Source organism: Pseudomonas sp. IT-P2, assembly GCF_949767575.1.
GTDB lineage: Bacteria > Pseudomonadota > Gammaproteobacteria > Pseudomonadales > Pseudomonadaceae > Aquipseudomonas > Aquipseudomonas pharyngis.
Genome location: NZ_CATKQA010000011.1, coordinates 474122 through 488972, shown reverse-complemented (window position 1 = coordinate 488972; position 14851 = coordinate 474122). Strand labels below are relative to the sequence as shown.

Genomic DNA, 14851 nt, shown 5'->3' with positions numbered 1-14851 from the left:
TTCGGTCAATAGCTGCTGATACGACCGTGCGGTCACTCAGAGGTTGCGTTTGTTTCGCCGTTTTCCTGGAGCGGCAGACAAACGCGAAACAGGGCGCCCTCGTTGATCTTGCTTTCGACGACGATGAAGCCGCCATGGGCGGCGACGATCTGTTCGGAGATGAACAGACCCAGTCCGAGGCCGGCCACCACCGTCTTGGCGGAGACGCGTTCGAACTGTTGAAAAATACGTTTCTGATTTTCCTCGCTAATGCCGATGCCGTGATCCTGGACCTCGACACGTGCCTGGTTGCCCTGGCGATAGACGCGCACCTGAATCGGGCTTCTACCGCCATAACGCAAGGCATTGGTCAGCAGGTTGGAAATCACCTGTTCGATGCGAAACTCATCCCAGCAGCCTTCGACCGGACTCTCCGCTTCGAAGGAAACGGTGGTTTCCGCCGCCTCGATCTGTTGCGCAAAGTTTTGCAGCAAGTTGCTCACCAACTGCGCGAGATCGAAGCGACTCGGGCGAATCGACAGCTTGCCGGTGCGGATCCGCGAGACGTCGAGCATGTCCTCGATCAGCCGGATCAGGCTTTTGATCTGGCGCTCGTCGCGGTCAACCATCGCGTGCATTTTGTCGAGGGTGAACGCGGCAGCGTTGTCCCGGGCCAAGTGCATCTTGCGCAGTTGGGTTTCGAGGATAAGGCCGTTAAGGGGCGTGCGCACTTCGTGGGCGACGATCGACATGAAATCGTCACGCATGCGTACCGCCTGCTCCAGTTCGCCCTGGGTGCTTTGCAGTTGCTGCAACAGCGCTTCCTGTTCGCGACGGCTCTGCTCCAGCGCTTCGACCTGTTGCTTCATCGCCTTGCTCTGGCGGTACAGATCGACAAAGACATTCACCTTGCTTTTTACCGCATGGATGTCCAGCGGCTTGTGCAGGAAGTCCACCGCCCCGCTTTCGTAGCCCTTGAACGCGTAATTGAGTTCGCGGCCAGCGGCGCTGACGAAGATGATTGGAATGTTTTTGGTTTTCTCGGTACCGCGCATCAATTCGGCCAGTTCGAAGCCGTTCATGCCGGGCATCTGCACGTCGAGGATGGCCATGGCGAACTCGTGTTGCAGCAGCAGCGACAGCGCTTCGTCCGCCGACAGCGCTTTGTAGACGGTGCGGTCTTCGCGTTTGATCAGCGCTTCGAGGGCCAGCAGGTTCTCGGGCAGATCGTCGACGATCAGCAGTTTTGCCTGGATATTACTCAGCATGCGATTCGTTCCAGCTCGACAAGCAGACGGCCGATGCCGTGTATGGGAAGGATGTAATCCGGTTGATGCGTTTTCAGTGCCGCGCGAGGCATGGTGGCGACCTGCGCCTCGTCGGGGTCCTGCACGATGGTCAGCCCGCCCAGGCGTTTGACTTGCGCCAGGCCTCGCGCGCCATCGTGGTTCGCGCCGGTCAGCAGCACTGCGGCCAGCGCCGGCCCGTAGGCATCAGCGGCGGACTCGAACAGGAAATCGATCGAAGGCCGCGAATGGTGCAAGCGGTCTTCAAGGCTCAGCGACAGACTGAGGTCCTGCTCCACCGACAGGTGATAACCCGGCGTCGCGAAGTACACGGTGCCGGGCGTGATGTCCTGTTTATCGATGGCTTCTGCTACCGGCAGCGCCAGCCGCCGGGCGAACACCTCGGCGAGCTGGCTGCGGCGCTCTTCCGGCAAATGCAGCACGATGATGATCGGCAGACCGAACCCGGCCCGCAGCGAGCCAAGCATGGTCAGCAAGGCCTCGACGCCACCGGCGGAAGCCCCGACCACAATCGCCTCGACCCGAGGCAAATCCGCTGCACTGTTCATGATTTGCGGTAGATCCGTTCTTGTTTCACCAGCGGTTCGAACTGGTTGGAATAGCCGGAAAAATCCAGGGTTTCCTTGCTGCCCAGCACGAGGAAGCCACGGTGGCACAGCGATTCATGGAACAACCCGAACGCTCGATCCTGAAGTTTTTTGTTGAAGTAAATCAACACGTTACGACATGAAATTAATTGAGTTTCGGAGAATACACTATCGGTCGCCAGGCTGTGATCGGCGAACGTCACGTTTTCACACAGGCTCTTGTCGAAAATCGCGTAGCCGTACGCCGCAGTGTAGTAGTCGGCGAAAGAGCGCTGACCGCCGGCCTGCTGATAGTTGGCCGTATAGGCTCGCACGTTCTCCATCGAAAAGATCCCCTGCTTGGCCTTGTCCAGCGAACGCGGGTTGATGTCGGTGGCGTAGATGATCGTACGATCAAGCAGGCCTTCTTCGCGCAGCAGGATCGCCATCGAGTAGACCTCCTCACCGGTACTGCAACCGGCGATCCAGATCTTGATCGACGGATAGGTCTTGAGCAGCGGCACCACCTCCTGACGGATCGCCAGGAAGTGCGATGGATCGCGGAACATCTCGCTGACCGGGATCGTCAGCAATTGCAGCAACTGCATGAACGCCGTCGGGTCATGCAGGACTTTCTCCTGCAAGGCCGAGATGGTCGCGCACTCGAACTGGTTCAACGCATGTTGCACACGGCGCTTGATCGAGGCGCCGGAGTAATCGCGAAAATCGTAGCTGTACTTGAGATAAATCGCCTCGATCAGCAACCGCAGTTCGATTTCACTGTTCCGCTCAACGGAATTACTACGTTCCACTAAATGCGTTCCATCTTGGGTAACCACACGCGAATCAGCGAGAACAGACGATCCAGGTCGATAGGCTTGGCCAGGTAATCATTGGCGCCCGCCTGCAGGCAGCGCTCCTGATCGTCCTTCATGGCCTTGGCCGTCACCGCGATGATCGGCAACTTGCGCCAGCGCGGATCCTTGCGGATTTCGATGGTGGCTTCAAAACCATCCATCTCCGGCATCATCACGTCCATCAGCACCAGGTCGATGTCCTCGACTTCATTCAGTTTTTCAATCGCTTCGCGGCCGTTACGGCCGATCACCACAACGGCCCCCTTGGTTTCCAGCGCGCTGGTCAGGGCGAATATGTTGCGTACATCGTCGTCCACCAGCAGCACCTTGCGTCCTTCGAAGACCTTGTCGCGGCTGCGGGCGGTCTTGAGCATCTTCTGCCGTTCATGGGACAACTGTGATTCGACTTTGTGCAGAAAGAGTGTGACCTCGTCCAGCAGACGTTCCGGCGAGCGTGCGCCCTTGATGATGATCGAACGCGAGTACTTGCGCAGTTCGGCTTCTTCGTCGCGGGTCAGATTGCGCCCTGTGTAGACAATGACCGGCGGGAACGAGCAGATGTCCTCGGTGGACATGCGCTTGAGCAGATCGTTGCCAAGCATGTCCGGCAGCTTCAGATCGATGACCATGCAATCGAAGATCGTCGTGCGCAGCAGTTCCAGCGCGTCCTGCGCCAGGCCGACGGCGGTGATTTCGATGTCATCGTCGCCGATCAGGCGGGCAATGCTTTCCCGCTGCAGATCGTCGTCCTCCACCAGCAGCACACGTTTGACCTTCTGCGTGAGCTTGGCTTCGAGACGGGCAAACACGTCCTTGAGCTCTTCGCGAGTGGTCGGCTTGACCGCGTAACCGATGGCGCCCATGTGCATGGCCGCTTCGACGCGGTCTTCCACGGAAATTACGTGCACCGGGATGTGCCGGGTTTCGGCGTGTTCTTTCAGACGCTGCAGGACGGTCAGACCCGAGTGATCCGGCAGGCGCATGTCCAGCAGGATCGCGTCCGGCACGAACTCTTTGGCCAGGTCATAACCTTCATCCGCCCCGTGCGCGACCAGGCACTGGTAGCCCAGTTCATGGGCCAGGTCATAGAGGATGTGGGCGAAATTCGGTTCGTCTTCCACCACCAGAATGCAGCGGGTATCGAACGGCGCTTTATTGCGGTCATCGTTGAAGCGCGGAATGTCGACAGAGGCCAGCGGCGAAACCGTCACGGCGGATGCAATGACCGGAGCGGCAGCGGGCGGGCTGAACGTCAGCGGCGCGACCGGCGCGTCGCCCGGCTCGCGGTATTGTTGCGGCAACACCAGGGTGAAGGCACTGCCCTGCCCCGGCGCGCTGCTGACGCTGATTGAACCGCCCAGCAACGTCGCCAGATCCCGGGAAATCGACAGCCCCAACCCGGTGCCGCCATATTTGCGGTTGGTGGTGCCGTCGGCCTGGCGGAAGGCTTCGAAAATGCTTTCCTGTTGATCCTGCGCAATCCCGATCCCCGAGTCGCGCACGATGAAAGCAATGCGATCGTCCGGCTGGCCGGCGATGGTCAGGCTGACCGTGCCCTGTTCGGTGAATTTCACGGCGTTGGACAGCAGGTTCTTGATCACCTGCTCCAGACGCTGGCGATCGGTAAACAGAGTGATCGGCGCATCAGGCTGCAACTCGACGGTGAACGTCAGTTTCTTGTCCGCCGCCAATGGTTCGAAGACGCTGCGCAGGCCGTCGGCCAGGCGCGCGACGCTGGTGTTTTCCGGCACCACTTCGAGTTTGCCGGCTTCCACCTTGGAAATGTCGAGAATGTCGTTGATCAGGTTGAGCAGATCGTTGCCGGCAGAGTAGATCGACTCGGCGAACTTGACCTGCTCGGCGCTGAGGTTGTCCTGCGGGTTTTCCGCCAGCAGCTTGGCCAGGATCAGCGAACTGTTCAGCGGCGTGCGCAGCTCGTGGGACATGTTGGCCAGGAATTCGGATTTGTACTTGCTCGAGCGCTGCAACTCTTCGGCGCGCTCTTCGAGCTGCACCTGGGCCAGATTGAGCTCGGTGTTCTTCTGGTCCATGGCGTCGCGCTGCTCGGCCAGGGTCTGGGCCTGTTCGGCCAGTTGCTCGTTGGTCTGTTCCAGCTCGACTTGCTGGGTTTCCAGATGCGCCTGGGATTCCTTGAGAATCCGCGATTGCTCCTCCAACTCTTCGTTGGCGGTTTTCAGCTCTTCCTGCTGCACCTGCAACTCTTCATTGAGTTGCTGGGTTTCAGCCAGCACTTCCTGCAAGCGCTGGCGATAGCGCGCGGCTTCGATGGAGGTGCCGATATTGCCGGCGATCAGTTCCAGCAGCGCCACATCACGGTCGGTGAGCGGACGCAGGAAACCGAGCTCGATTACGCCGTTGACCCGCTCGTCATCACTGGTAGGTACCACCAGCACGCTGTGCGGCAGGCCTTCGCCCAGACCGGAACTGACCTTGAAGTAGTCGGACGGCACTGAATCGAGACGAAGCAGCCGAGCCTGCTGTGCGACCTGTCCGACAAGGCCTTCATCGCTGTAGATCAATTGATTCTGCTGTTCCTGTTCGCGGGAGAATCCGTAAGTCGCCACGCGTTTGAGGCCGCCATGTTCCTCGCGCACATACAACGCGGCCACGGCGGTGCCGAGGTACTGGGCGCAGAATTGCAGGATATTGCGCCCCAGCAGATTCAGCGTCAGTTGCCCCAGCACCTGCTCTGCCAGCTGAGTCTGACCGTTGCGCAGCCACGCTTGTTGTTCCAGACGAAGGGCGCTGGCCTCTTGCGCCGCGAGGGTCGCACCATAACTTTGCGAAAGGTTGAGCAGATCGCGTCGACCGACATAGGCCAACAGACCGCTGATGCCGGCCACGAACAGCAGATAAAGGCTGATGCTCCAGACCGTGGTGCGGCGCACGTCCTCGTTGCGCGAGGCGCGCAGCAACTGCTCGGTTTCAATCACATCTTCGAACTGTTTACGTATTTCATCGGTCAGGCGCTTGCCCTTCCCCGCTTTGACCGCCGACTTGTAATCGCCACTGGCCCGTTGCAGATCGATCATCGATTGCGCATACGTCGCCCACTCGGTTTGCAGCGCCTGAAGTCGACGCAGGCGATCGGTTTGCGCCGGGTTGTCGGCAGTCAGCTCAAGCAACGTGTTGAGTGCCACGGCAATCCGGGGCTTGGCCGTCTCGTACGGGTCGAGGAAGTGCTCGTCGCCGCTGAGCAGATACCCGCGCATGCCGGTTTCCAGATCCACGGTGAGTTTCACCGCTTCGTTGGCGTTATTGATCACCCGGTCGGTGTGCTCCACCCACTGAATCACGGACAACAAATAGGTGATCAATGAAATGAAGAACACGGCACTGATGACGCCGACGCCCAACGGCAAACTGACGTTGCGGGTCAGGAGTTTGCGAAACCGTTGCTCATCAACCGAAGACGGAGAGGACATGTGGCAGCCTTGTCGAACTGTTGAAAACCAGGGAGTTTGCCCCAAAACGGCACCATGGATCCATTTTTCTCACAGCTTTAGTACTGTTTTCCTACATTTGCCTACGCCGAATCGCGGCCCAACAGTTATCCTTGCCCGCCCGTTTGCGCCTATCCTTTTTTTGTATGCCGTCGGGAACTTGTGGCTATGCGCCACTTACTCATGCAAGAGCCCGGCATTTTTGATCGACCGGCGCCCCGTCCCCCATTCTTGAGAGCCGCCATTATGTCCAGCCCTGTGTCCACCATCCTTGTAGTAGAAGACGATGCCATCGTGCGCATGCTGATCGTCGATGTGCTGGAGGAGCTGGAGTTCAAGGTTCTGGAGGCAGATGGCAGCGAGCAGGCGCTGGAAATCCTCAAGGATACGAATCAGCACATCGACCTGATGATGACCGACGTCGGCTTGCCGATCATGGATGGCCGTCAACTGGCCACCGAAGCCCGCAATATTCGCCCCACACTGCCGATTCTGTTTGCCAGCGGTTATGCCGAGACCATTGAAGTACCGATGGACATGCATGTGATCGGCAAGCCATTTTCCATTGATCAACTGCGAGACAAGGTCAAAGCCGTTCTCGGGCAATCCTGAGCACGAGACTTCAATGTCTGAATGAAGCTTTCACACGCCCTGTCGATCGCCTTCTCCCTCGGCCTCGTCCGATGCAAACCCGATAAAAACGGATCACCCGACGCCTGGGTTATGGTCTAATCCGCGCGCCTTTTTTTCCGTCACCTCGTTCCAGGAACCGTTTCTCATGAGTCAGCCCGCAACCAAAGTCCTCGTCATTGGTTATGTCTGGCCGGAACCTCGTTCCTCTGCGGCAAGCGGGCATGTGATGCAAATTCTCGAAACGTTCCTGCGCCAGGGTTGGCAAATCACCTTTGCCAGCCCTGCCGGTGTTGGCGAACATCCGGCCGATTTGGGCGAGCTGGGAATCCATACGGTCCCGATCGAGCTGAACAGCAGCAGTTTCGACACATTCATCAGCGAGCTGGCGCCGGACATCGTGCTCTTCGATCAATTCATGATTGAAGAACAATTCGGCTGGCGCGTAGAGAAACACTGCCCCGATGCCTTGCGTGTGCTGGAAACCTCGGATCTGCAAAGCCTGCGGCATGCCCGGCACCAGCGATTGAAGGACCGGCTCAAGCACAGCGATGATGCCAACGACTTCAATCAGTTGTTTGCGCCGGCGCTGGCCGAAGAGTTCGAGCTGATGGCTGACACCGATCTGGCAAAACGCGAGATTGCCGCGCTGTATCGCTGCGACCTGAACCTGATGATCTCGCAGGTGGAAATCGAGTTGCTGGTGCAGCAGTTCAAACTGCCGCGCGAGCTGTTGCACTGGTGTCCCTTGATGGTCGAAGCGCCCAGCACACCTGCGAAACCCTTCGAAGAGCGTGCGCACTTCCTCAGTATCGGCAATTTCCGTCATGCGCCGAACTGGGATGCGGTCTTGTGGATGAAATCGACCGTCTGGCCGTTGATTCGCGAACAACTGCCAAAAGCCCAACTGCATGTTTATGGCGCCTACACGCCACCCAAGGCAGCGGCGTTGCACAATGTTGCGCAGGGTTTTCACATCATGAACTGGGCAGAGGATGCGTTGCAGGTCATGTCCGATGCGCGTATTTGCCTGGCCCCTCTGCGTTTCGGTGCGGGCATCAAGGGAAAACTGATCGACGCCATGCTCTGCGGTACCCCCAGCGTCACTACCCCTATTGGCGCGGAAGGCATGCACACCGATCAGCCGTGGCCTGGCGCGGTCTGCCGCACGGCGCAGGACCTGGCGAATGCCGCGGTACAACTTTATCGCGACGAAGTCCGTTGGCAAGTTGCCCAGTCTCAGGGCAATACCCTGCTCAAGGACATTTATCAGCAAGCGGTCCATGGCCAGGCGCTGATCAATAAACTGCAGGAATGTCGCAAGAATATTGCAAAACTGAGACTCAGCAACTTTACGGGTGGCATGTTGCGACATCACGCTCACAAGAGCACGCAATACATGGCGCAATGGATCGAGGCGAAGAACCTGAACAAGTAAGCACACCTCCGAAACAAGCACAAACAACAACCAACAACCTGAATTAAATAATGAGTGGCCACTTAAACCCCCAAACAATATAAACATCCTGCAAGCGCCATCACCTTTCAAAGTCGGCGCCATTAAAAACTTGCAGGCATGTATAGATGAATAATTTTTTGGATAATAACTTTGAGCTTCACAATTGGATGGCTGCCACGCCGGCGATCGATGACCTGTCTCTTACGGAGATGACTTTGCCGGGTGCTCACAATGCCGGCTGTGACCGTGAAGCATCTTATGCAGTGCCTCTGGCTGAAACCTGGATAGCTTGTCAGGATGTGCCGATCTATGCCCAACTCAACCGTGGCGCCCGGGCACTTGACCTCCGTCTGGGGTACTACGCCAAAGCGGACGACATGAAGAAATTCCAGTTCCAGCACAGCGGATATCTGTCTTCACGCCATTTAGGTGATCTGGTAATCGAGATCGAATCGTTTCTTGAAAGAAGTCGAGATGAATTTATTATTCTGGACTTTCATGAACTCAACAAAGGTTCAGACGAATTTGATTACCAGCTGTTCAACGACACCCTGCTCAAAAAACTTGGCGATCGAATAATTCCTGTAGAAAACAGGCATCTTGCGTTGCACGAGCTAAAAGCCGCGAGTCCTTTGCAACGATTATTAGTGGCAGCCCCCTATCACCACCAACTCGATCGCAGGTATTTCTGCGACAGGATCCCGCACTCGTGGATCAATAAAGAAATGGTCAGCGTCGATGATCTTTATCAATACATTAAAAGTGTCATGAAAGCTCCACCCGGTGGGAGGCCTTGGTCACTAAGCACGACCTGTTATGGCATTATCGGCCCCCTACGCATCCTTGATGAGCTGGATAACTGGTTTGATCCGGACAAAACTGAATGGGCGCAGCGATGCAGCATCATTAATTTCGACTTCATAAAAAATAGTCGGATCGTTTCATTCTGCCGAACGGCCAACCTTGCAAAAGCCCGTAGAAAAATCTAATCACACCAGTGATTCAAAGCGCTGTCGAAGCCGCACACTGGTGCTAAGCACGGAAAACGAGGCATGATCGTCAGGCGATAACAAGAAAAGCACTCAGCCATGACCCGAACCGCTCGCGTGACCGATCCCTCCTACGAGCTGATGGATGACCACAACGGGTTGTCCATCATCTATCGCCAGCATGGTTTCCCCTGCCCGCTGGTGCGCTGGCACTTTCACAAGGAATACGAGCTGCACCTGATCGTCGCCAGTTCGGGCAAGGTGTTCATCGGCGACTACATCGGCAATTTCTACCCGCAGACGCTGTTCCTGACCGGCCCCAATCTGCCGCACAACTGGATCAGCCAGGTGGCCGAAGACGAAGTGGTCGAGAAACGCGACATGCTGGTCAACTTCACCGATGAGCTGTTTGAAAGCGGCCATCAGGTATTCGCCGAACTCAAGACCCTGGCGCCGCTGCTCGAGCGTGCGCAGTACGGCATCGAATTCCGTTCCCCGCACACCATTCGCCAAGCCATGACCCTGATGCAACGCATCGCCGATTCAAACGGCATCACCCGCCTCGGGCATTTTTTCATCCTGATGGAATTGTTGGCGGCCTGCGACGACTACCAGTTGCTGTCCGGCGCGACCACCCCGCAACTGGCCGACGAGCACAACATCGACCGCACCAACCGCGCAGTGGATTACATCTTCGCCCACTACGCCCGCGAGTTGCCGCTGGAGGAAGTCGCCGAGCACCTGGGCATGAAGCCGACCTATTTCAGTCGGGTGTTCAAGCAGGCCACCGGGCGCAACTTCATCGAATTCGTCAATCGCCTGCGTATCAGCAAATCCTGCGAACTGCTGGCGGACGGCGACAAACCGGTGACCGAGGTGTGTTTCGAGTCGGGCTTCAACAATATTTCCAATTTCAATCGGCGTTTTCAGCAGCTCAAAGGCATGACGCCTTCGCATTATCGGCGGTTGGTGGTGCAACGCCTGACCGAGCAAAACCACGGCTGACGCCGGAAAACCTGTACGGATTCATGCCGGCCGTCCTTCTGAAACGCCCTTCCCTGCGTTTGCCGCGCCAATCCCGAGTGCAAAAAAGTATCGATTCAAGTGCTAGGGATGATTTGTCAGCCCTGCGTCAGAAGGCTGTAATCAGTGCACATTCTTCCCCCGCTGGAAGAACACAAAAACAATAACTGTCCTTCTGCCCCCGCCGGGTGCAGAAAAGGAGTGCACGATGCAACCCACTGCAAAAGCTCTGCTGGCCCTCACCTGCATGACCCTCAGCAGCGTCAGCCTTGGCGCCCAGACCCTGACCATCGCCACCGTCAATAACAGCGACATGATCCGCATGCAAAAGCTCTCGAAGACCTTCGAGACCGAGCATCCGGACATCAAGCTCAATTGGGTGGTGCTGGAAGAAAACGTCCTGCGTCAGCGCCTGACCACCGACATTGCCACTCAGGGCGGTCAGTTCGACGTGTTGACCATCGGCATGTACGAAGCCGCACTCTGGGGTGCAAAAGGCTGGCTCGAACCGATGAAGGATCTGCCGGCCAGCTACGCCCTCGACGATGTATTTCCGTCGGTGCGCGAAGGCCTGTCGGTGAAGGGTTCGCTGTACGCCCTGCCGTTCTACGCCGAAAGCTCCATCACCTACTACCGCACCGACCTGTTCAAGGACGCCGGCCTGACCATGCCGGAGCGCCCGACCTGGGAACAGATCGCCGGCTTCGCCGAAAAACTCACCCACAAGGACAAGGAACAGTACGGCATCTGTCTGCGCGGCAAGGCCGGCTGGGGTGAAAACATTGCGCTGATCACCACCGTGGCCAACGCCTACGGCGCACGCTGGTTCGATGAGCAGTGGAAACCCGAATTCAGCGGTCCGGAGTGGAAGAACGCGCTGAACTTCTACGTCGACACCATGAAGAAATCCGGCCCACCGGGCGCCTCCAGCAACGGTTTCAACGAAAACCTCGCCCTGTTCAACAGCGGCAAGTGCGCAATGTGGGTCGATGCCAGCGTCGCCGGTTCGTTCGTTACCGACAAGACTCAAAGCAAGGTCGCCGATCACGTCGGCTTTACCTACGCGCCGCATCAGGTCACCGACAAAGGCTCGGCGTGGCTGTATTCGTGGGCGCTGGCGATTCCGACCAGTTCCAAGGCCAAAGACGCCGCCAAAGAATTCAGCGCTTGGGCCACCTCAAAAGAGTACGGCGCACTAGTCGCCAAGACCGACGGCATCGCCAACGTTCCGCCGGGCACCCGTGCCTCGACCTACAGTGACGCTTACATGAGCGCCGCGCCGTTTGCCAAGGTCACGCTGGAATCGCTGAAAGCGGCCGACCCGAGCAAACCGACCCTCAAACCTGTGCCGTACATCGGCATCCAGCTGGTGACCATTCCTGAATTCCAGGGTGTAGGCACCCAGGTCGGCAAGCTGTTCTCGGCCGCGCTGATTGGCCAGACCACGGTCGACCAGGCGTTGACTGCCGCGCAGCAAACCACCGAACGCGAGATGAAGCGCGCGGGTTATCCGAAGTAATCCTGCGAAAAGCTGCTCCTGCCCCTGTGGGAGCGAGCTTGCGCGCGAAAGCAATCTGACATTCAACATGGATGTCGACTGAAAGTCCGCTTTCGCGAGCAAGCCCGCTCCCACAAGGGATCTCCATAGGTCTGTATGACTCGGTTGTGATCACCATGAATACTTCAACTGCCAAAGCCCACATCGACCTGTCGCAGCCCCGGCGCAAAAGCCGTGTGGCCAATCCCGGCTGGTTTCTGGTCAGCCCTTCGGTGGCCCTGTTGCTGCTGTGGATGATCGTGCCGCTGGGCATGACCGTCTATTTCTCGATGATCCGCTACAACCTGCTCGACCCGGGCACCAACGAATTCGTCGGGCTGGAAAACTTCACCTACTTCCTGACCGACTCCGGCTTCATGCCCGGCGCCACCAACACGTTGCTGCTGGTAGGCAGCGTGCTGCTGATCAGCGTGGTGTTCGGCGTGTTGATCAGTGCGCTGCTGGAGGCCAGCGAATTCTTCGGTCGCGGCATCGTGCGGGTGATGCTGATTTCGCCGTTCTTCATCATGCCCACCGTCGGTGCGCTGATCTGGAAGAACCTGATTTTCCATCCGGTGTCCGGGATCCTCGCCTACATCTGGAAACTGTTCGGCGCGCAACCGGTGGACTGGCTGGCTCACTACCCGCTGCTGTCGATCATCATCATTGTCTCGTGGCAATGGCTACCCTTCGCGATCCTGATCCTGATGACCGCCATGCAGTCCCTCGACCAGGAACAGAAAGAAGCCGCCCGCCTCGATGGTGCCGGCCCGATCGCGATCTTCTGGCACCTGACTTTGCCGCACCTGGCGCGGCCGATTGCGGTAGTCGTGATGATTGAAACCATCTTTCTGCTATCAGTGTTCGCCGAAATCTTCACCACCACCAACGGCGGCCCGGGCTACGCCTCGACCAACCTCGCCTACCTGATCTACAACCAGGCGCTGGTGCAGTTCGACGTCGGCATGGCCTCGGCCGGCGGCCTGATCGCCGTGGTCATCGCCAACATCGCCGCGATCATTCTGGTGCGGATGATCGGCAAAAACCTGACTGACAAAGCCTGAGGCCTGCCATGACTCTTCAACAATCCCGCCGGCTGCAAAGCCTGCTGCTCGGCACGCTGGCCTGGGCCATCGCGATCATCATTTTCTTCCCGATCTTCTGGATGGTGCTGACCAGTTTCAAGACCGAAATCGACGCCTTCGCCACGCCGCCGCAGTTCATCTTCACGCCGACGCTGGAGAACTACCTGCACATCAACGAGCGCAGCGATTACTTCAGTTTCGCCTGGAACTCGGTGGTGATTTCCTTCAGCGCCACGGCTCTGTGCCTGCTGATTGCGGTGCCGGCGGCCTACTCGATGGCGTTCTACGAAACCCAGCGCACCAAGGGCACGCTGCTGTGGATGCTCTCCACCAAGATGCTGCCGCCGGTGGGCGTGCTGATGCCGATCTACCTGCTGGCCAAGAGTTTCGGCCTGCTCGACACGCGCATTGCGCTGATCGTGATCTACACGCTGATCAACCTGCCGATCGTGGTCTGGATGGTTTACACCTACTTCAAGGACATCCCCAAGGACATCCTCGAAGCCGCCCGCCTCGACGGTGCCACCCTCGCCCAGGAAATGCTCCGCGTGCTGCTGCCGATCGCCAAGGGCGGCCTCGCCTCGACCGTGCTGCTGTCGCTGATCCTGTGCTGGAACGAGGCGTTCTGGTCGCTGAACCTGACCTCGTCCAAAGCCGCGCCGCTGACCGCGCTGATCGCCTCCTACTCAAGCCCTGAAGGATTGTTCTGGGCCAAGTTGTCGGCCGTCTCGACCCTGGCCTGCGCACCGATCCTGATCTTTGGCTGGATCAGCCAGAAACAACTGGTGCGCGGCCTGTCGTTCGGCGCCGTCAAATAAGAATTCGCATGAGGAGCGCCACCATGGCCAACCTGAAAATCAAGAATCTGCAAAAAGGCTTTGAAGGTTTTTCCATCATCAAGGGCATCGACCTTGAGGTGAACGACAAGGAATTCGTGGTGTTCGTCGGCCCTTCGGGCTGCGGCAAATCCACCCTGCTGCGTCTGATCGCCGGCCTTGAAGAAGTCAGTGGCGGCACCATCGAACTGGATGGGCGCGACATCACCGAAGTCAGCCCGGCCAAGCGCGATCTGGCGATGGTGTTTCAGACCTACGCGCTGTACCCGCACATGACCGTGAAAAAGAACATGTCGTTCGCCCTCGACCTGGCCGGCGTACCGAAAGCCGAAGTCGAGAAGAAAGTCGGTGAAGCGGCGCGCATCCTCGAACTGGGCCCGATGCTGGAACGCAAGCCGAAACAGCTCTCCGGCGGCCAGCGTCAGCGCGTGGCCATCGGCCGGGCGATCGTGCGCAACCCGAAAATCTTCCTGTTCGACGAGCCGCTGTCCAACCTCGACGCCGCCCTGCGGGTGCAGATGCGCCTGGAACTGTTGCGCCTGCACAAGGACCTCAAAGCCACGATGATCTACGTGACCCACGATCAGGTCGAAGCCATGACCATGGCCGACAAGGTCGTGGTGCTCAATGGCGGCAAGATCGAACAGGTCGGCTCGCCGCTGGAGCTGTATCACAACCCCGCCAACCTGTTCGTCGCTGGTTTCCTCGGTACGCCGAAAATGGGCTTTCTCAAAGGCCAGATCGCGCGCATTGACGGCGCGAGCTGCGAAGTCTCGCTGGACGCCGGTACCCGCATCAACTTGCCGTTCAACGCGGCGAATCTGAGCGTCGGCAGCGCCGTGACCCTGGGCATTCGCCCGGAACATCTGGAACTGGCGCAAGCGGGCGACTGCACCCTGCAAGTCACCGCCGACGTCAGCGAGCGGCTGGGCAGCGACACCTTCTGCCACGTCAAGACCAACGCCGGCGAAGCCCTGACCATGCGCGTGCGCGGTGATCTGGCGAGCCGTTACGGCGAACAACTGAACCTGCACCTGGACGCTGCCCACTGCCATCTGTTCGATGCCGACGGCGTGGCGCTGACCCGCCCGCTACGCGCAGCCGCCTGATTTCGAGACT

At 58.4% G+C, this 14851-nt stretch carries 12 protein-coding genes; 8 read left to right on the top strand and 4 right to left on the bottom strand.

Annotated elements, in window-relative coordinates:
• Nucleotides 1-32: 32 nt before the first annotated feature.
• Genes ACM6JM_RS09035 through ACM6JM_RS09020 form a run of 4 tightly spaced genes read right to left on the bottom strand, consistent with a single transcriptional unit; the run spans nt 33 to nt 6155 of the window.
• The gene (locus tag ACM6JM_RS09035; RefSeq protein WP_039768271.1) at nt 33-1247 is read right to left on the bottom strand and encodes a hybrid sensor histidine kinase/response regulator; all 1215 of its coding nucleotides are present in this window, start codon (nt 1245-1247) and stop codon (nt 33-35) included.
• The gene (locus tag ACM6JM_RS09030) at nt 1241-1834 is read right to left on the bottom strand and encodes a chemotaxis protein CheB (RefSeq protein ID WP_039768269.1); all 594 of its coding nucleotides are present in this window, start codon (nt 1832-1834) and stop codon (nt 1241-1243) included. The genes ACM6JM_RS09035 and ACM6JM_RS09030 overlap by 7 nt, the downstream gene beginning before the upstream one ends.
• Nucleotides 1831-2664: a CheR family methyltransferase gene (locus tag ACM6JM_RS09025; protein ID WP_074690657.1), complete on the bottom strand. Its 834-nt coding sequence runs from the start codon at nt 2662-2664 to the stop codon at nt 1831-1833. Before ACM6JM_RS09025 ends, ACM6JM_RS09030 begins: the two co-directional genes overlap by 4 nt.
• Nucleotides 2664-6155 (bottom strand): response regulator, encoded by a 3492-nt coding sequence (locus ACM6JM_RS09020; protein WP_414881690.1) that lies wholly within the window; start codon nt 6153-6155, stop codon nt 2664-2666. The genes ACM6JM_RS09025 and ACM6JM_RS09020 overlap by 1 nt, the downstream gene beginning before the upstream one ends.
• 264 nt (nt 6156-6419) lie before the next feature.
• On the opposite strand from ACM6JM_RS09020, the gene ACM6JM_RS09015 reads away from it, so the two are divergent.
• The 8 genes from ACM6JM_RS09015 (at nt 6420) to ACM6JM_RS08980 (ending at nt 14841) form a co-directional block, all read left to right on the top strand.
• The gene (locus ACM6JM_RS09015) at nt 6420-6785 is read left to right on the top strand and encodes a response regulator (protein ID WP_039768263.1); all 366 of its coding nucleotides are present in this window, start codon (nt 6420-6422) and stop codon (nt 6783-6785) included.
• 166 nt (nt 6786-6951) lie between these two features.
• The gene (locus tag ACM6JM_RS09010) at nt 6952-8241 is read left to right on the top strand and encodes a glycosyltransferase (protein ID WP_085667070.1); all 1290 of its coding nucleotides are present in this window, start codon (nt 6952-6954) and stop codon (nt 8239-8241) included.
• Nucleotides 8242-8387: 146 nt separating this feature from the next.
• A complete protein-coding gene (locus ACM6JM_RS09005) occupies nt 8388-9251 on the top strand; it encodes a phospholipase (RefSeq protein WP_103386112.1) in 864 nt (287 codons plus the stop codon).
• Nucleotides 9252-9350: 99 nt separating this feature from the next.
• Nucleotides 9351-10256 carry an AraC family transcriptional regulator gene (locus ACM6JM_RS09000; protein ID WP_039768255.1) on the top strand — a complete coding sequence of 302 codons (906 nt, stop codon included), beginning with the start codon at nt 9351-9353 and terminating at the stop codon, nt 10254-10256.
• A 226-nt stretch (nt 10257-10482) separates the two neighbouring features.
• Entirely contained in the window at nt 10483-11793 is a 1311-nt protein-coding gene (locus ACM6JM_RS08995; RefSeq protein WP_039768253.1) for an ABC transporter substrate-binding protein, read from the top strand.
• A gap of 155 nt (nt 11794-11948) precedes the next feature.
• A complete protein-coding gene (locus ACM6JM_RS08990; RefSeq protein ID WP_039768250.1) occupies nt 11949-12875 on the top strand; it encodes a carbohydrate ABC transporter permease in 927 nt (308 codons plus the stop codon).
• An 8-nt stretch (nt 12876-12883) separates the two neighbouring features.
• The gene (locus ACM6JM_RS08985) at nt 12884-13714 is read left to right on the top strand and encodes a carbohydrate ABC transporter permease (protein WP_007957423.1); all 831 of its coding nucleotides are present in this window, start codon (nt 12884-12886) and stop codon (nt 13712-13714) included.
• 23 nt (nt 13715-13737) lie between these two features.
• Entirely contained in the window at nt 13738-14841 is a 1104-nt protein-coding gene (locus tag ACM6JM_RS08980; RefSeq protein WP_039768248.1) for an ABC transporter ATP-binding protein, read from the top strand.
• Nucleotides 14842-14851 lie beyond the last annotated feature (10 nt).

What these genes read in the sequence shown, in the direction of transcription:
- ACM6JM_RS08995 (WP_039768253.1), top strand. Translation starts at nt 10,483, where the DNA reads ATGCAACCCACTGCAAAAGCTCTGCTGGCCCTCACCTGCATGACCCTC.
- ACM6JM_RS09020 (WP_414881690.1), bottom strand. Translation starts at nt 6,155, where the DNA reads ATGTCCTCTCCGTCTTCGGTTGATGAGCAACGGTTTCGCAAACTCCTG.
- ACM6JM_RS09005 (WP_103386112.1), top strand. Translation starts at nt 8,388, where the DNA reads ATGAATAATTTTTTGGATAATAACTTTGAGCTTCACAATTGGATGGCT.
- ACM6JM_RS09015 (WP_039768263.1), top strand. Translation starts at nt 6,420, where the DNA reads ATGTCCAGCCCTGTGTCCACCATCCTTGTAGTAGAAGACGATGCCATC.
- ACM6JM_RS09035 (WP_039768271.1), bottom strand. Translation starts at nt 1,247, where the DNA reads ATGCTGAGTAATATCCAGGCAAAACTGCTGATCGTCGACGATCTGCCC.
- ACM6JM_RS08985 (WP_007957423.1), top strand. Translation starts at nt 12,884, where the DNA reads ATGACTCTTCAACAATCCCGCCGGCTGCAAAGCCTGCTGCTCGGCACG.
- ACM6JM_RS08990 (WP_039768250.1), top strand. Translation starts at nt 11,949, where the DNA reads ATGAATACTTCAACTGCCAAAGCCCACATCGACCTGTCGCAGCCCCGG.
- ACM6JM_RS08980 (WP_039768248.1), top strand. Translation starts at nt 13,738, where the DNA reads ATGGCCAACCTGAAAATCAAGAATCTGCAAAAAGGCTTTGAAGGTTTT.
- ACM6JM_RS09030 (WP_039768269.1), bottom strand. Translation starts at nt 1,834, where the DNA reads ATGAACAGTGCAGCGGATTTGCCTCGGGTCGAGGCGATTGTGGTCGGG.
- ACM6JM_RS09000 (WP_039768255.1), top strand. Translation starts at nt 9,351, where the DNA reads ATGACCCGAACCGCTCGCGTGACCGATCCCTCCTACGAGCTGATGGAT.
- ACM6JM_RS09010 (WP_085667070.1), top strand. Translation starts at nt 6,952, where the DNA reads ATGAGTCAGCCCGCAACCAAAGTCCTCGTCATTGGTTATGTCTGGCCG.